Raw genomic sequence first — 25,896 nt, 5'->3', positions numbered from 1 at the left:
TTACCCGTTGCGGGTGTTTTGTATTGATTTTAATTGTTCAGTTTTTTGACTTTATCCAGCCAAGTAAATTTTAAAATAAGGGTAGTCACTCCAAAAACCAGTAAGCTTATCGCAGTCTTCTCATAGTCGCGCACCACCAGATAAATAGGCAATAAGATCATACTGGATTGCCAAACGATCCCCACGATACAGTTAAACATATCCAGGCCAAAATCTGTATTCTTGCCAACTTGCTCTTCTTGGGTTAGCTGCTCGCGTACCGGTTTCCACCAACCCCAGGGATGTACAGAAGTGTAGAAACTTTTTAAGGTTTTTAATGCCGTAGGCGGAGTTAGATAGGTTCCTAAGAACGAGCCTAAAAGGGAAAATCCTAGAATTATGGGAAATAGATAAATCGCCGGAATATGCGAATACCAGAATAGGAAGCTTCCTTCGGCATAGGTTGATGCGCCCTGATCTATCATAAACTGAAGCGTTGCGATCACCAGACCGCTTAACATTCCCCAGAAATAACCCCAGCCGTTAAAACGCCACCAAATCCATTTTAGGAAATTAGCCGCAACGTAACCACCATACAGCGAACTCGTTATCCACAACGTGATCGAGTTGATCGATTCTGCAAAGAAGCCCATAATTACTCCTAAAGTTACTACAGCGAAAGACGCGATATGACTTGCTTTTACATAGTGTTTATCAGTCGCTTCAGGCTTAAAATATTTCTTATAAATATCATTAACGATGTAGGCAGGCCCAGCGTTTACAAAAGCCGAAAAAGTTGACATAAAGGCTGCTAACAAGCCGGCAAGCAACAAGCCTTTAATTCCCACAGGCACGTGATTATTGATCACCTGCGGAAGAATAACTTCAAGATCATTGCTGGTTACGCCGCCTGCATTGGCAAGTTCAGGAGCGATGTAAACCAAGCCTAAAAGTACAATCGCAGCGATCATTAAATACCGAGGAATAAATAATACCAGATTGGTAAATCCGCTCATATAGGCTGCATCTTTTGCGGTGCGCGTAGATAAAATACGCTGCATATCATAGCTAGGCGTTGGCCCGGCGATACTTGCAAAAAATCCTTTAAATAGACTCATTCCCACAAAAGCACCAAACATCTTATAACCTTGCGTATCTATAAGTCGGTTAAATTCTTCAAAGTCGCCCGACCAAAATCCGGTGAGTTGGCTACCAAAAGTAACTTTGGTCCATTCTGCTGGGATCAATGCAGTGATTTCCGCATCGGTAAAGGAGAAAAAAGTGTATCCTGCAACCAAAATTCCTGCAAGAACCATTATCCCAAACTGTAATACTTCAGTAGAAACTACAGAGAACATTCCACCTTTAATTGTATAAATCGTTGTGAGTAAGATCAGGATCAGCGCATAGACTTGTTCTGCATTCAACAGCGTGAGATCACCAATAACGAAGCTTACATCCCAAGGTAAGATCACGGTCATAAATTTACCGGCACCTTCAAAAAAATAGGCGATAAATCCTACTGAAGCCACCACGGCAAAAATCGCCACGATCAAGTGTGAAGCGCGGCCGGCTTTATCGTCGCCAAAACGAGAAAGAATCCATTCTGAACCGGTCATCACATTAGATCTGCGAATCCAAACCGCTAAGAACATCATCACAAAGACCTGGTTGAAAATGGGCCACATCCACATAAACATGAAGCTCTTCACGCCATACAGAAACAGGATTCCCACCATCCAAGCCGTACCCGAAACATCAAACATTCCTGAGCCATTACTCAAGCCCAGATAATACCATTTGATGCTTTTTCCGCCCAAGAAATAAGAATCGAGTCCTTTTGAAGCTTTTTTAGCCACGTAAACTCCAATCCCAATGGTGAGCAGCAGGTATATCGCAATTATGATTACATCAATACTCTCCATATTATTCTGCGTCTGCTGTCACACCCCAAGATTTGTTAGGTGTTGCTCCCATTACTAATTTGAGCTCACCACCAGCGGTGATCTGCTCGTGCGTAATGCTGGTTTGATTAAATTCTTCGCCATTCAAAGTAGCCAACTGGATATAGAAATTTTCTTCAGAAACGCCTTCGGCTGTAATAGTGAAGGTTTTTCCTGACGGAAGATTGATCGTTGATTTTGCATAAACCGGACTACCTATTTCATAAGCCGCACTTGCAGGATTAAAAGGGTATAATCCCATAGAACTCCACACATACCAAGCTGACATTTGACCGGCATCTTCATTACCACTTAAGCCATTAGGCGTGGTATTGTATTGCGTTTTAAGAATATGATTTACCCAATATTGTGTTCTCCAGGGCTTGCCTGCACGATTGAATAAATACGCGATATGGTGACTAGGCTCGTTACCGTGTGCATATTGACCAATTAATCCCGAAATATCTGCGGAAGTAAAATCTCCTGTAATCTCAGAGCTTTCGGTAAAAAGCTGCTCAAGCATTCCGGTAAAGGGCTCAGCGCCGCCGTGTAGTTTTATAAAATTATCAGTATCGTGCAGCACAAACCAGCTATGTTGCCACGCGTTACCTTCGGTATAATCTGTGTTTTCACGGTGTCTTGAGAACTTAGGATCAAACGGCTCGTGCCACTGTCCTGTAGAAGATTTTCCGCGCATAAAGCCGGTTTCAGGATCATATAGCTTTTCGTACGACTTAGAACGCTCGTTGAAGTACTGATAATCTTCTTCGTGACCTAGAGCTTTGGCCATTTGCGCAACGCACCAGTCGTTATACGCATATTCTAAATTAAAAGTGACGCTTTCATCAATTTTATCAAAAGGAATATAACCGTATTCTTTTAAGAATTCGAGTCCGCGCTCATCACGCATTTGGGTGTTTTTCATCGCCTCATACGCCTTTTCCGCATCAAAACCTTTGATCCCTTTAAAGTACGCATCAGCAATAACGGGGATCGCGTGATTACCCGTCATCGTGTTGGTTTCGTTTCCGTAGAGCGTCCAGACCGGTAAACTTTTATGCACCTCATAATAGGTAAGCATAGAGTTTATGATATCGCTAGTTTTTTCTGGCTCTAAAAGACTTAACAATGGATTTTCAGCACGGAAGGTATCCCAAAGTGATAAGGTAGAATATGCGGTAAAATCTGCATCGATGATAATGTCATTTTCCTGACGGAATTGCCCATTGACATCGCTAAACGTTACCGGAGCGATCTGCGTATGATATAAGGCCGAATAAAAAATCGTCTTTAAAGAATCGGTTGGAGTTTCAACAACGATATGCTCAAGTTGCTTTTCCCAGATCTTTTTTGCTTCGGTTTTTGCAATTTCAAAATCAACATCGGCAGCTTCAGCAAAATTCTCTTTGGCGTTAGCTACACTTACAGAAGAAACCGAAACCTTAACAGTAACATCGCGGCTTCCATCAATATTGAAGAAAAACTGTGCTGCAGTAGTTTTTCCGCTTACGCTATCTGCGTCAACCACTTTTTTATCTGCAACTAAAATATGTCGCGCAATAGGTTTTGAGAATTGGGCTACATAAAACACTTTTTGATTTTTTGCCCAACCCGTACTATGGCGGTAACCGCTAATCGTAGTTTCATTTTCGATCGTGATCGCGGTTTCTGTTGGTGCGTCCCAATTGATCGCAAAACCAAGATCTAACACTACCGAAGCTTCACCAGCACCTTCGTAATTGTATTTTTGAAAACCGGTGCGTTTAGTAGCAGTAAGCCCTACTTTAATCTGTGGATCTTCAAGATAAACCGAATAATAACCCGGTTCTGCGCTTTCACGCTTGTGTGAATAGGTCGAGGCATACGGGCGGTCTGCCGGTTTCTCATAACTTCCTGAAAGATCAACCTCTTTGTTAGTAGGCATAAACAAGATGTCAGCAAGATCCCCAATTCCGGTTCCGCTTAAATGCAAGTTGCTAAACCCCGAAACAATAGAATCAGAATAGTGATAACCGGAACACCAATCCCAACCGTTAGTACCGTTATCAGGACTCACCTGCACCATCCCAAAAGGTACGGTAGCACCGGGATACGTGTGCCCGTGGCCGCCGGTACCGATAAACGGATCTACCTGCGCGGTAAGATTCAAATCCGTTTGAGGTTCGGTTTGTGGTTCTGCATCATTCTTACATGAAGCAAGGGTTAAAATTGCGATTAAGAAAAAGGATTTCTTTAACATTTGAATACGTTTTTTAGCCTGCAATGGGTTAATCTGTTAAGATTTTTAATAAATATGTGATATATTATCCCCGTTTCTGACTTTTATTAGACTAACGACAGTTCTCAAAAGCTAAACAGCTTAAAAACCAACTTTTGACTTATGCCCCTACGCAATTCTTTCAAAAATAACTTCTTGCTTAATGCCACTACAGGTTATAAAATTAACCTGACGCATCACGTGATTTTTTGGTTGGTCTATTTCCTGTTTAATTTTTTGCGCTGGGGAAGTTATTACAATGATTATTTCTACTCGTTTAAAGCGAATCTTCTAGGCTTTCCCATTCACATAAGCCTCACGTATTTTACGATCTATGTACTCATCCCGATGTTTATCTACAAGCGTAAATATGTGCTTTTTACGTTAAGCCTTATAAGTGCTATTTTTATAATGGTGATCATAAAATACGAACTTACTTACTTCTTGATCAGCAATAACGTGTGGCCCGAAGGTCCCGAAGAAACTACCAGTCTGGGTGTTAATTATGTGGTGGTGATGATGCTAGGAGAACTGTATGTGATTTCCTTTGGTGCCGCCATTAAGATCACTATTGATTGGCTTCGCGAAAGACAACTTGCAGCAAGTTTAGCCAAATCAAATCTGGAGACCGAACTGCGCTTTTTGCGCTCGCAGATCTCCCCACATTTTTTCTTCAACACCTTAAATAACATCTATTCTTTAAGTCTTGAAAAGTCTGAAAACACGCCCGAAACTATCTTGAAGCTTTCTGACTTGATGCGGTATTTACTGTATGAGACCAAAGAAAAAAGACAGCCTCTGGTCAAAGAGATCAAATTCATTCAAAATTATCTCGACTTGGAGCGCATTAGATACAACAAAAAACTGGATCTAAAGTTTGAGGTTACAGGCAATCCTAAAGGCAAAAAAATTGCTCCCATGCTGCTCATTCATTTTATTGAAAACGGCTTTAAGCACGGTGCAAGTAAAAATATTGGCAAGGTAAAGATCACGATTGATCTCAAGATAGAAGGTTCTTTTCTATATTTTAGAATGAGTAATACCCTGCCTCAAAAAGAGTTGCAAAACAAAATACCAAATGCCGGCGGAATCGGTATCGAAAATGTTGAAAAACGTCTTAAATTGGGCTACGGCGCTCAAGATTACGCGCTGAAGATTTACGAAGAAGACGGCGAATATAAAGTATATTTAAAATTAAGATTATTATGAGTTTAAGATGTGTGATCATAGACGATGAACCCCTAGCCATCAATGTGATTAAAAATCATATTGCACAACTTAAAGGTCTGGAAATTATTAAAACATTTGACAATGCGATCGAGAGTCTAGACTTCTTACGCACCACTGAGATCGATTTGCTGTTTCTGGACATCAATATGCCAGTACTTGACGGACTAAGCTTTTTAAAAAGTTTAGACAACAAGCCTATGGTGATCCTAACCACGGCACACGAGGAATACGCCGTTGAAGGGTTTGAACTTGAAGTGCTTGACTATCTCGTAAAACCCATCTCTTTGCCTCGCTTTTTAAAGGCTACCAATAAGGCGATCGCAAAAACTCAGGAGGCTCCTAAAAGCACCACAGAAAACGAATCGATCTTTGTGAAGGTCGATAAGAAGAAGATGAAAAAAGTATACCTTGATGACATTCTTCTAGTAGAAAGCCTCAAGGATTACATCAAAATAATTACTCTTAACGGCAACTACGTGGTCCATCAAACATTGGGAAGTTTTACTGACGAATTACCTAGCGCTCAGTTTGTGCGTATTCACCGCTCCTACACCGCCAATATCAATAAAGTTGATGCCGTTGAAGGCAACAGTGTTGAGATTGCAAACAAGCGTTATACCATAGGTCGCAATTATTTAGAAGACGCAAAAAATGCCATACTTCGCAATCAGTCCGGCAATTAAATTGTTAAAGTTTTAAAGCTAAAGCAAAGAATTCAAAGGGTTTAGGATGTTAAAATAGTTAACATTCTGCCAAGGGTTATTTCGCTATTTTTGGTTTTAAACTTTAACCGTATGAATAACCTTAATAAACTATATCTAATTCTAGTCTGCACATTTTCAGCGCTTGGCGTGCAGGCACAAGATCAAGTTTCGTTACAAATTATAAAAGAGCGCGATTCGTTACTGCTTAACCTCAACAAGCAATTAGAAGATAATGCGATTAAACTGAAATCGCTTCAAGGCGAGTTTTCTGACCTCAACCCTAACCGCACCAGTCAACGTCTGGGAAGTTTAGACAGTATCATTTCTAAACAGGAAAACCGAATTACTCTACTTGAGAATTCTAGAAAAATTCAGCTAAAACTGAATGGGCAATTGGCCTTTACCGAATTAATGAGCATTCATCGCGATATAAAACCTAGCAACCTGCTACTGTCTTCTCAGGAATTTTTCAGCAAGATCGCGGCGATCAATAACCCGATGAATTATCCTGCCTATGAAGCATGGTTTAAAGAATATCAAGAATGGTATGAGCGCAAAAAAGGTAAAGACAATTGGCTAGATCTGATCAACAAAAGCATTACTGTGCTTAACGAACCGGCAAGTAATGTACCGCTTTATGGATCTCTTTTTCAGACGTTTTCTACCGGAATCACTTCAGCAATGGAAATTGTGGGCGGAACAGGCAGAGACTTACGTGATAAAACTCCAGAAATGCTCAACGTGCTCAACACGGCAAGTCAATTCAGCCAGCAACAAAGCATTATAGACAACGAGTGGAAAAGCATCAACGAGGAGCTTAATAAGCTTGAAAATGAATACAACCGCTTACTTGAAGAGCAAGCCAAATATTACGGCCTAGATATGAGCGCGGTAGCTCAGTATCAGAACGCGACTCTAGACAGCGAGCGTGAAACCCTTAAAAATAAATTCAGAAAATCTATCAATAACAAAATCTCTGAATGGGAAAAGCAAGGCAATAAAGACTGGCTAACCGAAGTAGAGCGTTTTATGGTAAAAACGCAGTCGTTGCGTCAACGCTTTGGCCAACTTACCCTGCGTATGAAAAGTAATATTGGCAAATATCAAGAGCTGATCACGCATTTTTCTAAAAACGACAGTTTTGCCGAAGAGTTTAGAACCAAACTAAGAGATCTGGAAAGCAGTATTGACCAAGTAGATTCTAACTTCAATGCAGTATTTAATCCTTCAAAATACATTGAAGATTCTGCGGTAATGTATATCACACAATAAACAATCTGGCTATGAAAAAACTGCAGAAAGAAGACATTAAACAAGAAGTTTTTGATCTTTATGATGCTTATGCGCACAATAAATTAGAGCGAAGAGAATTTGTTGAACGGCTTTCTATGTTTGCCGTAGGAAGCATCACGGTGCCTGCTTTACTGAGTTTTTTGATGCCTGATTATGAAACCACCAGACGCATCGCTGCTGACGATCCTAATCTGGATTCTAAATTCATTACTTACAATTCACCAAAAGGCGGCGGAGAAATCAAAGCCCTGCTTTCGAAACCTAAAAACACTACTGAAAAATTAGGCGGAATTGTAGTTGTGCACGAAAACCGCGGTCTAAATCCGTATATCGAAGATACCGCCCGCATCGCCGCACTAGAGGGATTTATAACCATCGCACCTGATGCGTTGAGTCCGCTTGGCGGCTATCCCGGCAATGATGATGACGGTCGTGCGATGCAGCGTAAAAGAGACAGCAAAGAGATGCTTGAAGATTTTATTGCGGCTTATGAGTACCTGATAAATCATGAGGATTGCAACGGAAACGTTGGTGTGGTAGGTTTTTGTTTTGGCGGTTCTATCTCTAATATGATGGCGGTAAAAGTGCCTACTTTAAAAGCTTCGGTGCCCTTTTACGGCGGGCAACCTACAGAAGATATTGATCAGATTCAAGCGCCGCTTTTGCTACAGTATGCCGGGCTAGACGAGCGTATTAATGCCGGTTGGCCAGACTATGAAGGCAAACTGAAAGAGCACAATAAAGAATATGGGATGTTCTTATATCCTGATGTAAATCACGGTTTTCATAACAACACCACACCGCGCTATGACAAAGAAGCCGCTGAACTGGCTTGGGAACGTACAATAGCCTTTTTTAAAGAGCATTTGTCTTAGAAGAACAAAAACCAGAAATTACTTATTTCTCATATTTTAAACGATTTCGTTTCCATTTATTAGCCAAAAAGCGCTATTAGTCGAATTAGTTCTTAGGTTTTAAGATGCTTTATAATATTTACAGCATCCTAATCAACCATCCCATGAGACGTAACTTTCTGTATTTAGCCTGTTTTCTTTGCCTTTGTTTAAGTATTCAAGTTTTAAGTGCTCAAGAGCGCTATGAATTGAATACAGATTGGTTTTGCAATCCTATCAGTGATACCAAAGAAAACGGCATTACCCTATCTCAACCTGACTTTAAGCTAAAAAGATGGATGCCTGCGACCGTACCGGGAACAGTGCTAACTACGTTGCTTAATAATGAAAAAGTTCCTGATCCTTTCTACGGAATGAACAACAACAAGATCAAGGATATTTATGAAACCGGACGGGAATATTACACCTACTGGTTCACTAAAGATTTTGAGGAAACCGCAGCTCCGGGCGAACAAGTCTGGTTAAAATTCAGAGGAATCAACTACAGCGCTGATGTATATTTAAATGGTAAGAAAGTAAATCAAACGCCCTTTAAAGGAATGTATCTGCGTAGGGAATTTAATATCACTTCCCTTCTCAATAAAAATGGAAAAAACAGACTTGCCGTTTTGGTGCATCCGGCAGATGAAGTGGGAAATCCTAATGGAGGTCAAGGTGGTGACGGAACCATTGCTAAAGGTGTAGCGCTGCAATACACCGCCGGCTGGGACTGGATTCAACCAATACGGGATCGCAACACCGGGATTTGGGATAAAGTGTTTATCGAAAAAACAAAATCGGTAAACCTTAAGAATCCACATATTGTGACTTTGGTTCCCGGAAAACGCTTGCCGGGCGAATCGCAAGAACCTGCAACGCTACAAGTTTCTGCCGAATTGCAAAACACACAAAACACACCGATAAACGGAACATTACAATACCAACTCAACGGTAAAACCATTAAGACACTTGTAACGCTTTCCGCTAAGGAAACTAAAGAAATCGCACTTCCTGATTTCAGTTTAGAAAACCCAAAATTGTGGTGGCCCAGTGGTTATGGCGCTCAGAACTTGTACGACTTAAATCTTGAATTTGTAGTCGCAGATCAAGTTTCTGATAGCGAACAAGTAAAATTTGGAGTTCGTGAAATACAAACGAGCTGGAATGCGCATACCCGAAGTAAAGAGATCGCCGTCAACGGACAAAAAATCTTTATTAAAGGAGGTAACTGGATCATTTCAGATGCGATGCTTCGGTTTTCTGAAGAACGTTATGATGCTGAGATTCGTTTCCATAGAGATATGAACTTAAACTTGATCAGAATTTGGGGTGGAGCTTTGCCGGAGCGCCCTGAATTTTATGAAGCTTGCGACAAATACGGCTTGCTGGTGATTCAGGATTTCTGGATGTCTGGCGACTGTAACGGGCGCTGGGTTGACCCCATGAAAAAAGAAGACCAGTGGACACGCAGACAATATCCTGACGATCACAATTTATTTATCGAGTCGGCTGCAGATGCGGTTAAAATGCTACGCAACCACGCTTCATTAGCGATCTGGTGTGGTGGTAATGAGATCACTCCGCCAGCTGATATTTTAAGCGCGCTTAAAGATTCGATCTTGCCAAAATACGACAACACCCGTTGGTTTATAGACTATTCTAATTCTGATGAGATGTCCTACAATTTTAAAGGTGGTAATGGCGATGGACCCTACGGTATTCAAAACATCAACACCTTCTGGGGTGAGCGCACGTGGCCTTTCAATTCTGAAGTAGGCTCGGTAGGAACCGGTGACGCGGTCTCTTTAAAACGCTTTTTGCCGGAAGATCATCAAGTGATTCCGCAGGAATTAGAAGGTACCGAAAAAGTGGAAGACGAAGTATGGAGCTACCATAAATACATTGATTATGGCGACGCTATGGAGCCTTACGGAAGTCCAAAAGATATGGAGGATTTTGCCACCAAAGCACAATTGGTAAATTACAACCAATATCGCGGTTTAATGGAAGGCTTTTCTTCTCATATGTGGGATTGGTACACCGGTGTGATCATTTGGAAAACCCAAAACCCATGGACTGCCTTACGCGGTCAGATGTATGATTATTATCTGGATCCTAACGCCTGCTTGTACGGTTTGCGCAGCGGCAGCGAACCTGTGCACGCGATGTATGATCCCGTTGAGCAAAACATAATGATCGTCAACAACTCGTTTGAGCAACAGCACGATCTTATGCTGCGTTTAACTGCCTATGACATGGAAGGCAACAGCAAAATGATCACGCAAGTTTTTAATTATATTGAACCTTCTAGCGTACGCCAAATTATGTCTATAGCGCATTATATCGAAGAACTTGGGGCTGAAGAGGGTATGTTTTTATCGGTTCAATTGCTTGATGTAGATCAGGAATTGGTGAGTGATAATTTTTACTGGCTACCTGATGCTAACGGAACTTATTCCGGATTACAAAATATGGACAATGTGCAACTTTCAGCTAAAGCAAAGAAAATCTCAGCTACCGAAATTGAATTAACGCTTACCGCTGCTGAAGAATTTCCGGTAGCATTTTTTAACAGAATTTCGTTGATCGATGCTAAAACAGGCGAGCGCTTGCTACCCACATTTTTTAGTGATAATTATGTATCTGTAACCCCCGGCGGTGAAAAGAAAATCACGCTAAGCTATGATCAACTAAAAAATACTGACGCAAAAATTGAGATCGAAGGATGGAATGTACCAAAACAAACCCTCGACCTAAACTAAGATAAACAACACACTAAGATTTAAAAAGTCGGCAGCAACGCCGGCTTTTTTTGTTGGCATCAAACTTTAACCTCAATTTAAAATAGAACAACTGCGGGCTGCATAACTTTAAATACAAAAGAAAACTTATGAAATTTAATTATGTAGGCGATACCGGTCTTATGGTATCTGAGCTGTGTTTTGGGACGATGACCTTTGGCGGAGTAGATGCCGGAACGTGGAGCCAAATCGCATCGGTACCTCAGAAGGAAGTGAACCAGATGCTTAAAGCAGTATTTGACGCCGGAATAAATTTTATTGACACGGCTAATGTATATTCCTTTGGGCAATCAGAGCAATTACTAGGACAAGGATTAAAAGATTTAGGAATCAATCGCGATGAGGTGGTAGTCGCTACTAAAGTTTTGGGACCTATGAGTGAAAGTCCTAATGATGTAGGTCTTTCTCGTTATCATATTTTCAATTCGGTTGATGCGAGTTTAAAGCGTTTACAGCTGGATCACATTGATATTTTATATGTGCACGGTGTAGATGCCAAAGTGCCGGTAGAACAAATTTTACAATCGCTGAATGATATCGTCGCCACTGGAAAAGTGCGTTATATCGCCATTTGCAACTGGCCGGCGTGGATGGTGGCTAAAGCACAAGCCATCGCAGCGCACAAAGGCTGGCAAAAATTCATCGGACTGCAATATTATTATTCTGCTGTTTCAAGAGATATTGAGACCGAATTGGTCCCGATGGCTCAAGATCATAATCTGGCCATTTTTCCTTGGAGTCCGTTAGCGGGTGGTTTCCTTACCGGAAAATATTCTCGAGAAGGCAACAGTGAAAAAGGATCCCGAAGAGCCGACTTTGACTTTCCGCCTATTGATAAGGACAAAGCGTTTAACTTGGTTGATGTGATGCAAGAACTCGCAACTGTGCATCAGGTTTCCGTAGCAGAAATTGCGCTGGCTTGGGTGCGCCATCAACAAGGCGTGACCAGCACGATCATTGGCGCAAAAACCATAGACCAACTTCAATCAAACATCAAGTCTACCGAAATCAATTTGAGCAAAGAAGATCTAGAAAAAATAGATGCGGTAAGTCCAAAACCAAAGCTGTATCCCGGTTGGATGGTACAACGCCAATCAAGGTACAGACAGTAAGCTTTTAAAAATATCCTAAACAAAAAAACCTCTGATTTTCATCAGAGGTTTTTCCTTTGTACAGGCGGAGAGACTCGAACTCTCACACCTTGCGGCACTAGATCCTAAGTCTAGCGTGTCTACCAATTCCACCACGCCTGCATACTATTTTTAACGTACTTAGGACTCCCGTTAAAAACTTGCATCCTTATCTCTAAAAATGCGAGTGCAAATATAGGAAAGATTTTGAATATGAAAATCATTTTTGAAATAAATTTTTACGCTTTGTTCCTATAATTTTTAGAAGTCTCCTATTAAGCAACCTTCAAGACCTTATTAAGCTTTGTAGATTTGTTAGGAAATCATTCCTTAGCCATTCTGTATTTTTGCAAACAAGCACATAAAACATATGAAAGACATAAAAACTTACGTAGATAAACATCAAAAACGTTTTCTCGACGAACTTATAGCGCTTCTTAAAATTCCTTCTATCAGCGCAGATAAAGCCTATAGAAAGGACGTATTCAACACTGCAGACGCCGTAGCAGAACGCCTTAAAGAAGCGGGTTGTGACCTTGTAGAAATTTGTGAAACCCCCGGTTACCCCATTGTCTATGGGGAGCTAATTAAAGATAAAAACCTACCTACCGTTTTGGTTTACGGGCATTATGACGTGCAACCGCCAGACCCATTAGACTTGTGGGACAGCGCTCCTTTTGAGCCGGTTATCAAAAAAACAGAGCTGCATCCCGACGGAGCTATTTTTGCCCGTGGCGCCTGTGATGACAAAGGCCAGATGTATATGCACGTCAAGGCTTTAGAATATATGACGCAAAACGACGACCTGCCTTGTAACGTTAAGTTTATGATCGAAGGCGAAGAAGAAGTAGGTAGCGAAAACTTGGGTTGGTTTATTGCCCGCAATCAGGAAAAACTGGCCAACGACGTAATACTAATTTCAGACACCGGAATGATCGCTAAAGATACACCAAGCATCACCACCGGCCTGCGCGGACTCAGTTATGTGGAAGTTGAGGTTACCGGCCCTAACCGCGATTTACATAGCGGACTTTACGGCGGTGCGGTGGCAAATCCTATAAATATTTTGACCAAAATGATCGCGTCACTTCACGACGAGAACAACCACATCACCATTCCCGGGTTTTATGATAAGGTGGAAGAACTAAGCACCGAAGAACGTGCAAAAATGGCCGAAGCTCCTTTTTCTCTAGAAAACTATCAGAAGGCGCTTGATATTGATTCGGTTTATGGGGAAGCCGGCTACTCCACCAATGAACGTAACAGCATCAGACCTACGCTCGATGTGAATGGTATTTGGGGTGGTTATATTGGTGAAGGTGCAAAAACTGTGATTGCCAGTAAGGCATATGCAAAAATAAGTATGCGTCTGGTTCCCGATCAGGACTGGAAAGAAATCACCGAACTTTTCAAAAAGCATTTTGAGAGCATTGCACCTAAAGGCGTGCGCGTAAAGGTTAAGCCGCATCACGGCGGACAAGCCTACGTAACCCCGATAGACAGTTTAGGCTATCAGGCTGCTGAGAAAGCGTACGAAAAAACCTTTGGCAAAACGCCTATCCCACAACGTAGCGGCGGGAGCATCCCGATTGTATCGTTGTTTGAGCGCGAACTCAATAGCAAAACAATCTTAATGGGCTTTGGTCTGGACAGCGATGCGATTCACTCGCCTAACGAGCATTTTGGCGTATGGAATTTCTTTAAAGGCATTGAAACGATTCCGCATTTTTACCACGAGTTTACCAAGCTTAAAATGGCAGAGAAGTAAACTACAGATTTGGGCGTGACCCCGCAAAAAAGCGGGGTCGGGCTTTTGGCAGTCGCTTTTTGCAAAAAAGCAAAAGAGCTCCAACAATGCCTCAATCCCTCACGCAAGGTTTCGGTAATCAGTGTCGGTTTTCAATTTTCGGCACTCAGATCTTTTAAACCTTGACTTGAAATAAAAATGGATCTCGACTGCGCTCGATCTGACATTGAATAACTTGTAATACATAAGATTTCTAAACTAAAAAACCCGTATAATGTACGGGTTTTTTAATTTTCAATTTTGAACCTTGAATTTTAAATCCTAATCTGTGCATATTTCGCCTGAATAAACATAAACACGGCATAAGCAACAAGACCGAGTGCTACGATGCCCATCACGGCAGCGCCAAAATTATCTTGTAAAAAATCAAAAGCGGCCACTTTTCCGCCGGCATCTGCTCCGTTTCCTAAGGCTACTTTGAAAAATAAAAAGGCTAAAATTCCGGAAACAATTCCTCTTGAAGTAAATCCGATTTTTCCGGCACGAATTAAAGCTTTACGCTCCTTTTGACTAAGACTGCTTTCTTTAACGTCTTCTCTAAATTTACCCGAGTAAGCTTTATAAATTTGAAAAAGTGCTTTACCTAAAAGACAAAGCGCGACAAAACCAATTACATAAGCTCCGTAAGGTTTTGACATCAAGGTGGAAACCGCAGAATTACCACCAGATCCAGAACTACCGGAAACAATCATTTTGGTCGCTGTAAAGCCTAAAGCACCGTAGAAAATTCCACTTACGATAAAACCGGCGCGTTTTACAAAACCTTTGGCTTCACTCCAAGATGCTCCGGGACCATTGACCGCCTCATAAATACGATAGAACGCGTAGCCAAATAAACCAATCGCCAAAGCGCCCAATAAAACCTGACCAAAAGGTTGCCCCGCAAGAAATTGTAATGCATTATCACTGCCACTTTTAGAACCGCCTAAATTAAACGCGGCCATTGCAGTTAAAACACCTATTAGTGCATACACCGCACCCTTTGCTACCATCCCCGCTCGGGCAAGTTTTTCTTTTTTATTATTCATCGATTTGGAAATTAGTTAGTTACCGCCAAACTATTGATTGTCGTCAATATCTGCTCCCAACCCGATGTTATAATAAACTAAACGAAGTGCTAAATCTTCTTTACATAATCTGTCACCAAGACGATTTGCTGTCCGTCAACTTTACCTTCAATGTATTTTTCATTTTCGTGATCTAGAGAAATTCTGCGTACAGCGGTACCTTGTTTAGCCACCATACTGCTGCCTTTCACCTTAAGATCTTTAATCAACACCACAGAATCGCCTGCTTCCAGAACAACACCATTACTGTCGCGATGCACCAAACCTTTGGTTTCCGTTTCATCAGCAATTCCGGCTTTTGCCCAATCTTTTACGCTTTCTTCCATATACATCATATCTAGCAAATCTTGCGGCCAACCTTCGGCTCTTAGTTGGTGTAGCATACGATAAGCTACGACTTGTACCGCCGGAACCGTGCTCCACATACTGTCGTTTAAACAGCGCCAATGATTGGGGTCTATTGCGGCTTTATCTTCAAGCTGCATGCGACAGGTTTCTGAAATAAAAATATGGGTTTCCACCTCGGGTAGATCAGGCGAATTAGGAACCGCATAAATATCAAGATCCTCGGTGCTTCCACTCAATTCACATACATTACCACTACGGTCTCTTAAGTCTTGTTCTAGGCTCATAATTCTACTGTTGTTGATTGAGGTGTAAAGTTAGGTTTCTTCTAAATTTTTACCCTTTGCAACGCTAAAAAAGAGAACTGGTCTTTAACCTAGAAGTCTTAAATTAACTTATCATCAATCAAATCATTACTTTATGAATTTTGCTAGAGCATATCATCCTCACTGGAATACTTCTGAAAAATTACTTGTCCGCTTCCTTTTATTGTATTTCACAACTTACATTCTCTTACAGTTTTTGTCTCAGCCTGCAGAACCACTAGTGCGTTTAGCAGGTCACCTCATCCTTGGTGTAGAAAAAGAATTACAGTTTTTTGCCACAGGTAGCGGCGACTCTACTTATGCTTATGTGCTTTTATTTGTAAACTTTTTAATCACGCTATTGGGTACAATTATATGGACGCTAGCTGATCGAAAACGAGCGTCTTACAATGCTCTTTTCTACTGGTTTCTGGTCATATTACGCATTTTTTTAGCGATGATGCTATTGAGTTACGGGTTTGCAAAAGTTTACAAAACTCAATTTCCAGAACCATCCCTCATCCGGTTATTACAGCCACTGGGCAGTTTTTCACCTATGGGACTTGCTTGGACGTATATGGGTTTTAGCGAAGCCTATAATCTATACACCGGATTGCTTGAAGTTATAGGCGGTTTACTGTTAATATGGCGAAGAACTACAACATTAGGAGCTTTGCTTGTCGCCGGAGTGATGAGTCACGTCGTAGTGATGAATTTCACTTATGATATTCCGGTAAAATTATTTTCTATGCATCTTTTAGCCATCGCTATTATTCTGATTGCCACAGACCGAAAAAGACTTTATAACCTGTTCTTTCGTAACAAAGCCACCTCTAGTATTATTGAATATGATCCCATCAAAAATAAGCGGTATCAAAAGATTAAAACTGGTCTTAAACTCGCGAGTGTTATTTTGTTTATAGGAGTTTCGGTTTGGCAGGGATATACCAATGAACGTAGTTTTGGCGATAAACGAGCCAAACCTCCACTTTACGGAATTTGGGAAGTGCAGCAAATGAAAGTCAATGACAGTCTGGTGGCTCCCTTAATTACAAATGATGCTCGCTGGCGGTATTTTGTCATTGATTATAAAAATCGCTGCAGTATTCTGTATATGAATAATGAAGTAAAATGGCTAAATCTTGAAATTGACACCAGCCAATCAAAACTATCAATCTACAACTATGATTATGAACAGCACGATAATTTCTCCTTTACGCGAGATGATGATCGCTTAAATATAAAAGGAAAGTTAGGTCGTGATTCTCTGGATATTCAGATGAAAGCAAAAGATCTAAATGAGATGCTGTTACCCAATCGCGGATTTCATTGGATCAATGAATATCCGTTTAATCGTTAAACCCTTACGTTAAGAATGGCAAAATAAAATCAGTCTTTTCTGGCATTCAAGCCCCTGTACTTCCTAAGCTTCTGCGAATTTCAAGAAGTAAAAACCCTGTAAATCAATAAAATATTTTACTCTACACTTGTAGAATTAAAATTTATTTCTACATTTGTAGAACATATTCTAAAAATGTAGAAGCTATGAGTCTTTCTAATGCCGAAGAACAATTGATGCAAATTTTATGGAAATTGGATAAAGCCTTTATGAAGGAACTCATAGAAGCCTACCCCGAACCAAAACCAGCAACTACCACTGTGGCCACCTTGCTCAAACGAATGCAAGACAAAGGTTTTATAGATTATGTGCAATACGGGAGATCGCGAGAATATTTTCCGCTGGTGAAGAAAAACAAGTATTTCTCAAAGCAAGTCAATGGAATGATCAAAAATTTCTTCAACGACTCTGCCGCTCAGTTTGCTTCATTCTTCACACAAGAAACCGATTTGACGCAGCAAGAATTAGAAGAACTTAAAAAACTGATTGATGAACGCTTAAAATCTCAAAAGTAATGGCAGCCTACCTCATCAAATCTATCTTGTGCCTTCTGGTTTTTTGGGGCTTTTATAAAGTAGCTCTAGAGCAAACCGCTGCGCACCACTTTAAACGCTTCTATTTACTGGGAATTTTGGCTGTAGCCATCGCATTACCCTTGGTCAGTTTTAGTTATACAGTGGAAGTTGCACCGCAACCCGTAGCCGCCGAGACCCATTTTGAACCGGCTGCTTTTACAGAAGCTCCAATTACCACACGAACTGCCCAATCAACAAATTGGCCACTCCTTAGTTTAGCACTCGTTTATGGTGCAGGTGTGCTGCTTTTGGGTTTCCGGTTTTTGCGTAATCTGTTGCGCTTGCGCGAAAAGGTGCGCCATAACGACCACATCAAAGCTTCTTCACACATCAATGTATTACTGCTAGAACAAGTGGTTCCGCATTCGTTTCTAAAGTATATTTTTCTACCGAAGACCGACTTTAAAAACAACACGCTTCCTGCCGAAGTCTTACAACACGAGCAAGCTCACGTGATTCAAAAACACAGTTGGGATATTCTTCTTATCGAATTTCTTCAGGTCGTGTTTTGGTTCAATCCGGCACTGATATTACTCAAAAAAAGTGTGGCGCTCAATCACGAATTTCTGGCTGATCAAGCTGCTTTACACCAAAATAATAATCTTACTAATTATACCAATCTTTTATTTAACTATTCGGGAGGTGCTCATCACACCGCGTTAAGTAGCCCGATCAATTATTCATTAACTAAAAAACGAATTCTTATGTTATCAAAAACCCGTTCGGTCAAAAAGCTGACCGCCCGTATCGCACTCTTTGTGCCCGTTCTTGCGCTTTGCATCTATTTCTTTAATCAGGAAATTGTGGCAAAGCCTGCAAACCTGCAAGAACCGGAAAAGGTGACAGATCAGAATGATCAAACCTCTGCAACATCAACAGACACATTCTTCAAAAGCGACAAGCCTAAAGTCATCACCCAAGCTGACCTCGATGCCATTTCTAAAAATCCAACCTACCACATCCTTGAAAAGAAAGCTCCTACATCTTCTCACCTAAATAAATGGAAAGACGCTTCGCAATACGGTGTTTGGGTTGACGGAAAACGCATTAAAAATGCTGATTTAAAAAGTGCTGAAGCGTACAGTCATTATTTTATAAGCAAGCTTGAGAAAAATGCAAAAAATTACGGCGCGCATTATTACCAAGTTAATCTAATGACGCAGTCTTATTATGAAGACCATAAACAAGTTCAAAATCCACCTTCGCAAGAGGCAATAAAAGCATATTTAGCTCAAACTGAAAAAGTCCTTAACATCACCGTTACAGGCTCTGATGTTTATCTAAATGGAAAGGAAACCACCGTTGAAACTTTTGCAAACGATCTTGATGCCTTGAGTAAAAACTGGACCTTGAGCGAAAAGAAAAATTATAGCGTACACGTGAGAACATCAAATCCTGCAGCTAATCTTTGGCAAAAACTACAAGAAGCTTTTGAAACAACTGCATTATATAAGGCCAATCCAAAAGGTTTGGTTCCGCCACCGCCGCCACCGGCACCTGCACCACCAAAGTCAGGTTCTATTCCTGCGCCTCCACCACCGCCTGCAACTAATTCTAGTCTTGAAGAGGTAACCGTACAAGGTCTTCCTGCACCACCACCTCCACCGCCTGCACCTAAAGAAATGGTACGCTTAGCGAAAGACAACATTTACTATAACGACAAAAAGATTTCGGCTGAAAAAGCTCAGGAACTTATTGAGAACAGTGATGCTTATAACTTAATGTTCAATTCTAACAAGGGTAGTCATTTATTGATCATCAAAGACAAGAATTAAAGCGCTCAACACATCGCAGTCGCATCAAAAACTTACCTCGTCTAGGGGTAAGTTTTTTTTATCACAATACTTTCCTTCGTTTCAACGTTTTAGCATTTCACCATTTGCTTTGAATTTTAATTACTAATCGCGACTTTTAACACTCATCAATCATCATATCATGCTTAAAAAATTCTTTATTCTTTGCTCAGGAGCAGACCATGTGCTTCTAGATTCTTGTGCTCCCGGCGAGCAAAATAAATATACCGGTATTGGCGCTACCGTATTTTTCACTGCGCTAATGGCGTTCATCGCTTCGGGCTATGCGTTATATACCGTTTTTGACTCGATCCCAATGGCGATAGGTTTCGGCTTTGTCTGGGGATTACTCATTTTCAATTTGGACCGCTTTATTGTTTCCACCATTAAAAAACGGGATAATTTCTTAGACGAATTTCTCCAAGCCTTGCCGCGATTGATTCTTGCTGTGATTATCGCAGTAGTAATTTCAAAACCGCTCGAGCTTAAAATTTTTGAGAAGGAAATTGATCGTGTGTTGTTAGAACAGAAAAACGATCTAACCCTCGCCAATCAAAATCAGATCGCCGATCAATTTACTCCGGCCGTTGCTGCATTAGATACCGAAATTGAACAATTAAAAAGCGAAGTCACTACCAAAGAATCGGAAGTAAATGCGCTTTATGACATTTACATTACCGAAGCCGAAGGTACTTCCGGTACCGGAAAACTAGGTAAAGGTCCGGTTTATCAGGAAAAACGAGAAAAACACGATGCCGCTCTGGCAGAACTGCAACAGTTGAAGCAAACCAATGCTGAAAAGGTCGCTGCACTCGAACTGGAGAAAGACAACCTAGCTGCTGATTACGAAACCCGAGTAACCGAAACCCAGCCCATCATTGATAATTTTGACGGTTTAATGGCGCGTATTGACGCTTTAGAAACCTTGCCTTGGCTCCCATCATTTTTCATCTTTTTACTGTTTCTAGCCATTGAAACCACACCGATTTTTGCCAAGCTTATTTCTCCAAAAGGAGAATACGATCTTAAACTTGCAGATGCTGAAGGCGAACTCAAATCGTGGACGACGCAAAAAGCCAATCAGCGTAAAAACCTTATTGATGCAGACAACGTGATTAATGATAAAGTTTACGGCGACCTTACTGAGGAAGACGAACTCTACAACTACAAGAAGAAAATGGCTCGAGATCTGATGCAGAAGCAACAAGATGCTTTTTACAAGCGGCAGAGTAAATTACTTTAGTAAACTACTTGAAAAAAAAACTCTAACAGTCCTAATGAAAAAGCCTTCTCTTTTGGAGAAGGCTTTCTATTTTACCCAAATTTCACAACTTAAAATTTACGATCAGGATTGTAAACGCTTAAATCTAAAGAAGCTTTTTTACCATCAATGATTTCTGAAACTAAGAGCCCGGTTCCCGGACCTAAACTCCATCCCATCATTGCGTGACCTGCTGCTATGGTTAAGTTTTTCCATTTTGAAGGTCTGCCAATGTACGGCAAACCATCTGGAGTTACCGGTCTCAAACCGCATTGGGCTTCGTCTTTTTCCTGCTCAGAGATCACCACATTATTAAAATACCGCGGCACCGCCTCGGCGATCGCTTCAACACGAGCTCTATTAATATTATGATTGATTCCGGCGATTTCCATGGTGCCCGCAAAACGTGTAAAACCATTCATAGGCGTTACCGCAACTTTCGCTTCACACAAGATAGACGGTAAGGTGATTCCGGTTTCATTTTCAGAATTGATACGGTAGCCTTTACCCGCCTGCATTAAGATTTTTAATCCTAATTTTTTATTCAACTCGCCGGTCCAGGCACCTGTAGCCAGAATAACCTCGTCAGCAACAAAAGTCTTACCTGATGCGGTTTTCACATTAGAAAGGGTACCGCTTGATGTATCAAAATCGGTTACTTTTTCGTTCTTAAAAAACTGGATCCCTTTGGCTTGTAAAAGGGTTTTAAACTCTTCCATAAATTCGCCCGGAGTGGTATGATGATCACATTCATAAAACGCCGCACCTTTGATATCTAATTTGGCATTAGGCATTTTTTGCTGAACTTCTTCCGCTGAAAGCATACGGGCCGGCAAACCTTCTTTATTGGCTAAAGCCAAAACGTGTGCCTCTTCCTCAAGCATATGTTCGGTTTTACACAGCATAAGCAAACCGTCTTTCTTAAGCTGAAAATTGAAATGTTCTTCTTCTTTAATATCTGAATACAAGTCGCGGGACAACAAATTGATATCTCGAATCGCCGGAATGGCTTTAGTAACGTTTTCTTCTGAACACGAATTGTTGAACGCCATCGTCCACTTGAGAAAATCGGCGTTTAAGCGCGGTTTAATATACAATGGACTCTTACTGCTGAACATCCATTTGATGCCTTGTTGCATCACACCGGGAGCTGCTAACGGAATAATATGGCTAGGTGTTAGATATCCTGCATTCACGTACGACGCGCCAGAATCCATACTTCCTTGGTCGATCACCGTTACTTCGTGTCCCGCTTTTCGAAGATAATAAGCCGAAGATAAGCCTATAATTCCACCTCCAATAATTACACATTTTTTGCTCATAATTAGTCCAGATTAAAGTCCCAAAGGGTTTGTTTGTCTAGTAAGTTCTCGATGAAATAATTCCATCTTTTTTTCTGAAAATAAGTATTGTATTTCCCGGTATAGCCGTGTCGCTGACTCGGGATGATCAACATATCAAATTGCTTATCGGCTTTGATCAAGGCTTCAGCCAATTTAAACGTCGCTGAAGGATTTACGTTATCGTCGATCCCGCCATGAACCAGCAATAACTTGCCTTCTAAATTAGGCGCCATGGTGATGTTTGACACTTCCTCGTAGCGCTCATCAACAGGATAGCCCATATACATCTCCGGCCACCAGGCTTTTTCCATTCTAAAATCGTGATCCCCGCTACTCGCCACTGCCACTTTATAAAAATCAGGAAAAGCCAATACCGCATGCGCCGCATCAAAACCACCTGCAGAATGCCCAAAAATCCCCACACGCTCAGCATCTACATAGGCGTACTTTTCACCCAAATACTTAATCGCGTTCACGTGATCGCGCAGGTTATCTCCCATATTCATATAAGAAACATCCCGAAAAGCTTTAGACCTTCCGGCAGTTCCCAGACCATCAATAGCCACCACGATAAATCCTAAATTGGCCATCGCCTGATTGCTCAACGCCTGACTGAAACTTTTGGGGAAACGCTGTGTATGTGGGCCGGTATAAGTCGCATCGATAACCGGATATTTTTTTGAACTGTCGAAGTTTACCGGCTTCCAAAAGGCGCCATAAATAGGTGTTTTGTCATCTTTACCGGTTAGTGTAAATACTTCGGGCATCTGCCAGCCTTCCGCTTCAATTTGTGCTGTATTGGCTGTAGTTAGGGTCGCCGTGATCTTTCCATTCTTTTTGCTGCGCAATACCGTTTTTGTAGGTTGATCTACCTCTGAGATCGCGTCTACAAAATAATCAGCATCCTCAAAAAATGTGATCTCGTGATTTGCATTTTCAGGGGTTAGTTCGTTTATTTTTCCTTTTAGAGAAACCCGATACAATTTCTGATGGTACGGATTCATCGTTGCATCAACACCCGAAGCGGAGCAGTAAATCACTTTGTCCTTTTCATCGATGTGTACAATGTCGTTTACTACAAACTCACCATTAGTCAACGGCGTGATTTCCCCGCTATTTTTATTGACTAAATACAACTGCTTCCATCCACTACGTTCAGAAAGGACCACCAGATCATCCCAGCCTTCGATCTCGCGATAGTTGAAATTATCAATACTGGTTTGGGTAGATTCCTCATAAAGCGGCTGCACGGTTTCTTCATCAAGATCAACCACTTTTAAAAACTGCTCTTTGTAACCGCGTGAACGATAGGAAGCGATCATTTTATGCGGCTCCTTATCTTGAAATTTCAACCAAATCCCATTGACGTGTACTTTTTTAGGAAGATCGATTGCCAGTTGTTTTTGGCTTTCTACATCAAAAAATACCGGTTTATACGTCACCATCGTCGTGTCTCCCGGAGAACCGCGGTAGTAACTTAATAATTTGGGTTTGTATAAACTGTCTATGCTGTAATCCAGCAGATACATTTTTTCTGCATTGCGCGTGTCTACCACTTGTGTCACTAAATACTTAGAGTCTGGCGACCATTGCACGCCAAAGTGTTTGGGACGCTCGGTTCCTTCGCCTTCTATGATGTCAAACCAGCCAATACTACTCGCATAATCATAACCTTTTTGACCATCGGTTGTTAACTGAATTTCCTCATCTGTTTGAGCATCACGAATAAATAAATTATGATCTCGGGTAAAGGCGATCCACTTTTCATCTGGCGAAGTGGACTCCATTTGATTGCGCCAATCACGAGAATTTTTAGAAGTTTTTTCTTTACTTTCCTCTAAAGATGTTCCATCCCAGGTGAAGCGTGTATTTTCAAAATCAAAGCTTCGGCCAGTATTTGTCTTTTCAATTTTTGAAACCGAAAGCTGAGCTGCATCCTGTTTCTTATTTAAGATTTCACTTAAAGCTTCTGCTAATTTTGATTGATCAAAAAGCGGTTTAACTTCTGAATCTTTGAAAGAAAGCGTTTTATATTCCTTACCTGCTTCGGTATAGTTCACAAACCAAATCCCCGAATGATCTTCAAATTCGTGAACGGTAGTGCTTAAATTAAAAACTCGTTTATTCCATAGATTACCATAAGTATAGCTAGTTGCTTGCTCATAATCTGCTAAAGTCATTTGCTCTTGCGCAACACCAGAAAAACTGCTGAACAACAGCCCAACAACAAAGAATAAACTGAATTTTACAAACTTCATAAGCTACATATTTGTTGGCAACGCCATAAGATTTAATATTCTGATTTAGTACCCTTACAACACTTGAAAACCGAATGCGTAAGGGTCTTCAGTATCAATAGTCATCGTATTGTGACCATAAACTCTTGCCCAACCTTTTATACTCGGGATCACTGCTTCAAAATCCCCTACTCGGGTGACTTCTTCTACCCGACCTGTAAATTTTGAACCTATAAAACTCTCGTGAATAAAATCGGTATGCGGCTGAATAATTCCTTTGGCATGCAATTGTGCGATACGCGCTGAAGTTCCCGTTCCGCAAGGCGAACGATCGATGGCTTTATCTCCATAAAAAACTGCATTGCGACCTGATGACGTAGCATCTAGGGGATTACCCGTCCATAACATGTGGCTTACGTCGCGTATGGTTTCATTTTCAGGATGCACAAAATGATCTTTGTATTTTGCATTAATCTTTTCCCGTAAAATCTTGCTCAGGCTAATGATCTTAGAAGCATTATAATCGTGTACACCACTAAAATTCTCCTGTGGATCTACAATCGCATAATAGTTCCCACCGTAAGAAACATCAAATTTTAAGGTGCCCAGCTCATCACAATCTATCGTCAAATCACGCGCAGCCAGATAACTTTTCACATTGGTCAGTTTTACCCAATCTACCTTTTTACCGGTTTGTTGATATTCAATCTCTACCAATCCGGCAGGAGCTTCCATTCTGATTTTACCGGGAGTTTTAGGGATGACAAGACCTTCTTCAATGGCGATGGTAATGGTTCCTATGGTGCCGTGCCCGCACATAGGAAGGCAGCCACTGGTTTCAATAAACAGAATCGCAAAGTCATTTTCCGGGTCGTGCGGCGGAAACAAAATACTCCCGCTCATCATATCGTGACCACGCGGCTCAAACATTAATCCGGTGCGAATCCAGTCATATTCTTTCAGAAAATGCTGGCGTTTTTCGCTCATGGTTTTACCCGCTAACGCAGGACCACCCGTTTTTACCACACGCACAGGGTTACCACAAGTGTGCGCATCTATACATTCAAAAGTGTGTACAGCCATTCTTTAATTCACGTATTATATGTTCTATTTTGCTAATGCTTCTTTTGCTTTGCTTATGTACGCATTAACCTGTTCTTCTAAAATGGGTAAAGTCACCGTACCTTCACCCAAAATCACTTCGTGAAAAGCACGTATATCAAAGTCTTCTCCCAATTCGTTTTTTGCTTTTTCGCGTAGCTCGCGTATTTTGAGTTCGCCTATTTTATAACTCAACGCCTGCCCCGGCCAACCGATATAACGATCAGTCTCCGTATTGATCTCGTGGATCGAAAGCGCGGTATTTTGCGACATATAATCTACCACCTCTTGGCGCGACCAACCCATAGCGTGAATCCCCGTGTCTACCACCAAGAGGCAAGCCCGCCACATCTCGTAAGTAAGCTGCCCAAATTTCTCATAAGGCGTGCGATAAATCCCCATCTCATCAGCGAGATATTCAGCGTATAAGCCC

The 25,896-nt window shown here is 41.2% G+C and carries 18 protein-coding genes, 1 tRNA gene and 1 pseudogene; 11 read left to right on the top strand and 9 right to left on the bottom strand.

Annotation, left to right across the window (positions count from 1 at the left end):
- Positions 1-29: 29 nt before the first annotated feature.
- The gene (locus tag HCN54_RS00100) at positions 30-1,904 is read right to left on the bottom strand and encodes a sodium:solute symporter family protein (protein ID WP_167596079.1); all 1,875 of its coding nucleotides are present in this window, start codon (positions 1,902-1,904) and stop codon (positions 30-32) included.
- Between the two features lies 1 nt (position 1,905).
- Positions 1,906-4,161: a GH92 family glycosyl hydrolase gene (locus tag HCN54_RS00095; protein WP_167596078.1), complete on the bottom strand. Its 2,256-nt coding sequence runs from the start codon at positions 4,159-4,161 to the stop codon at positions 1,906-1,908.
- A gap of 141 nt (positions 4,162-4,302) precedes the next feature.
- Between HCN54_RS00095 and HCN54_RS00090 the strand changes: the two genes are divergently transcribed.
- The 6 genes from HCN54_RS00090 to HCN54_RS00065 all read left to right on the top strand — a co-directional run bounded on the left by HCN54_RS00090 (position 4,303) and on the right by HCN54_RS00065 (position 12,212).
- On the top strand, positions 4,303-5,388 hold the full coding sequence (locus tag HCN54_RS00090; RefSeq protein ID WP_167596077.1) for a sensor histidine kinase: 1,086 nt from the start codon (positions 4,303-4,305) through the stop codon (positions 5,386-5,388).
- A complete protein-coding gene (locus HCN54_RS00085) occupies positions 5,385-6,092 on the top strand; it encodes a LytR/AlgR family response regulator transcription factor (protein WP_167596076.1) in 708 nt (235 codons plus the stop codon). Before HCN54_RS00090 ends, HCN54_RS00085 begins: the two co-directional genes overlap by 4 nt.
- A 111-nt stretch (positions 6,093-6,203) precedes the next feature.
- A complete protein-coding gene (locus tag HCN54_RS00080) occupies positions 6,204-7,385 on the top strand; it encodes a hypothetical protein (RefSeq protein WP_072981712.1) in 1,182 nt (393 codons plus the stop codon).
- An 11-nt stretch (positions 7,386-7,396) separates the two neighbouring features.
- Positions 7,397-8,281 carry a dienelactone hydrolase family protein gene (locus HCN54_RS00075; protein ID WP_167596075.1) on the top strand — a complete coding sequence of 295 codons (885 nt, stop codon included), beginning with the start codon at positions 7,397-7,399 and terminating at the stop codon, positions 8,279-8,281.
- Between the two features lie 143 nt (positions 8,282-8,424).
- Positions 8,425-11,061 (top strand): glycoside hydrolase family 2 protein, encoded by a 2,637-nt coding sequence (locus HCN54_RS00070; RefSeq protein ID WP_167596074.1) that lies wholly within the window; start codon positions 8,425-8,427, stop codon positions 11,059-11,061.
- A 128-nt stretch (positions 11,062-11,189) separates the two neighbouring features.
- Positions 11,190-12,212, top strand: coding sequence for an aldo/keto reductase (locus HCN54_RS00065; RefSeq protein ID WP_167596073.1), 1,023 nt, complete (start codon positions 11,190-11,192; stop codon positions 12,210-12,212).
- Between the two features lie 59 nt (positions 12,213-12,271).
- Here HCN54_RS00065 and HCN54_RS00060 read toward each other — a convergent pair.
- Positions 12,272-12,353: transfer RNA gene (locus tag HCN54_RS00060), tRNA-Leu, on the bottom strand.
- A gap of 247 nt (positions 12,354-12,600) precedes the next feature.
- On the opposite strand from HCN54_RS00060, the gene HCN54_RS00055 reads away from it, so the two are divergent.
- Positions 12,601-13,998 carry a dipeptidase gene (locus HCN54_RS00055; RefSeq protein ID WP_167596072.1) on the top strand — a complete coding sequence of 466 codons (1,398 nt, stop codon included), beginning with the start codon at positions 12,601-12,603 and terminating at the stop codon, positions 13,996-13,998.
- A gap of 293 nt (positions 13,999-14,291) precedes the next feature.
- Here HCN54_RS00055 and HCN54_RS00050 read toward each other — a convergent pair whose 3' ends face one another.
- Positions 14,292-15,065 (bottom strand): DUF1206 domain-containing protein, encoded by a 774-nt coding sequence (locus tag HCN54_RS00050; protein WP_167596071.1) that lies wholly within the window; start codon positions 15,063-15,065, stop codon positions 14,292-14,294.
- An 89-nt stretch (positions 15,066-15,154) separates the two neighbouring features.
- The gene (locus HCN54_RS00045; protein WP_167596070.1) at positions 15,155-15,736 is read right to left on the bottom strand and encodes a PhnA domain-containing protein; all 582 of its coding nucleotides are present in this window, start codon (positions 15,734-15,736) and stop codon (positions 15,155-15,157) included.
- Positions 15,737-15,869: 133 nt separating this feature from the next.
- On the opposite strand from HCN54_RS00045, the gene HCN54_RS00040 reads away from it, so the two are divergent.
- The 4 genes from HCN54_RS00040 to HCN54_RS00025 all read left to right on the top strand — a co-directional run bounded on the left by HCN54_RS00040 (position 15,870) and on the right by HCN54_RS00025 (position 20,764).
- Positions 15,870-17,114 (top strand): DoxX family protein, encoded by a 1,245-nt coding sequence (locus tag HCN54_RS00040; protein ID WP_167596069.1) that lies wholly within the window; start codon positions 15,870-15,872, stop codon positions 17,112-17,114.
- Positions 17,115-17,299: 185 nt separating this feature from the next.
- Positions 17,300-17,668, top strand: a complete 369-nt coding sequence (locus tag HCN54_RS00035) for a BlaI/MecI/CopY family transcriptional regulator (RefSeq protein WP_167596068.1) — start codon at positions 17,300-17,302, stop codon at positions 17,666-17,668.
- Positions 17,668-19,503 (top strand): M56 family metallopeptidase, encoded by a 1,836-nt coding sequence (locus HCN54_RS00030; RefSeq protein WP_167596067.1) that lies wholly within the window; start codon positions 17,668-17,670, stop codon positions 19,501-19,503. The genes HCN54_RS00035 and HCN54_RS00030 overlap by 1 nt, the downstream gene beginning before the upstream one ends.
- A gap of 160 nt (positions 19,504-19,663) precedes the next feature.
- Positions 19,664-20,764 carry a DUF4407 domain-containing protein gene (locus HCN54_RS00025; protein WP_167596066.1) on the top strand — a complete coding sequence of 367 codons (1,101 nt, stop codon included), beginning with the start codon at positions 19,664-19,666 and terminating at the stop codon, positions 20,762-20,764.
- A gap of 89 nt (positions 20,765-20,853) precedes the next feature.
- Here the strand turns inward: HCN54_RS00025 and HCN54_RS00020 are convergent, their stop codons facing one another.
- From HCN54_RS00020 to HCN54_RS17435, 4 genes and pseudogenes are all read right to left on the bottom strand, one after another.
- Entirely contained in the window at positions 20,854-22,104 is a 1,251-nt protein-coding gene (locus HCN54_RS00020; protein ID WP_167596065.1) for an NAD(P)/FAD-dependent oxidoreductase, read from the bottom strand.
- A 2-nt stretch (positions 22,105-22,106) separates the two neighbouring features.
- Positions 22,107-24,383: a S9 family peptidase gene (locus HCN54_RS00015; protein WP_167596064.1), complete on the bottom strand. Its 2,277-nt coding sequence runs from the start codon at positions 24,381-24,383 to the stop codon at positions 22,107-22,109.
- A 54-nt stretch (positions 24,384-24,437) separates the two neighbouring features.
- Positions 24,438-25,445: a 4-hydroxyproline epimerase gene (locus tag HCN54_RS00010; protein WP_167596063.1), complete on the bottom strand. Its 1,008-nt coding sequence runs from the start codon at positions 25,443-25,445 to the stop codon at positions 24,438-24,440.
- A 24-nt stretch (positions 25,446-25,469) separates the two neighbouring features.
- Positions 25,470-25,895: pseudogene (locus HCN54_RS17435) on the bottom strand (DUF885 domain-containing protein); the annotation flags it as partial.
- Position 25,896: the final 1 nt, after the last annotated feature.

Origin of the sequence: Leeuwenhoekiella sp. ZYFB001 (assembly GCF_011784865.1) — a bacterium.
Classification (GTDB): domain Bacteria; phylum Bacteroidota; class Bacteroidia; order Flavobacteriales; family Flavobacteriaceae; genus Leeuwenhoekiella; species Leeuwenhoekiella palythoae.
This window is presented reverse-complemented; position numbering and strand designations above follow the sequence as displayed.